The sequence below is a fragment of the Halomonas sp. SIMBA_159 genome (assembly GCF_046536035.1).
Classification (GTDB): Bacteria; Pseudomonadota; Gammaproteobacteria; order Pseudomonadales; family Halomonadaceae; genus Vreelandella; species Vreelandella venusta_A.
Map to the genome: position 1 here is coordinate 1 of NZ_JAWJBT010000306.1, position 299 is coordinate 299.

1 pseudogene is annotated in these 299 nt (G+C 60.2%); it reads right to left on the reverse strand.

Going from position 1 to position 299, the window contains the following annotated elements:
- Nucleotides 1-299: pseudogene (locus R0J87_RS19405) on the reverse strand (ribosome biogenesis GTPase Der); the annotation flags it as partial.

Consider the following 299-nt stretch of genomic DNA (forward strand, 5'->3'; position numbering starts at 1 on the left):
GGACCACGGCAACGCGGCTGCTGAAACTCCACTGCATCAATCAGCGCACGCGTGAGCTTCGGCGTGGGCAGCTTCGCCATTGCCGCGGCGTACGCGTCGTCCACCGAGCGCATCAGCGGACCGATACCTGTTTTTTCCGCTGCAGAAATGAAATGGAACTTGGCGAAGTCGAGGAATTTTAGTTTGCGTTCGAGATCCGCTTTGGTGCGCTCGCGCACATGCGAATCGAGCCCGTCCCACTTGTTTACGCCGACCACCAGCGCACGACCTTGCTCCACCACGAAGCCGGCGATATGCGC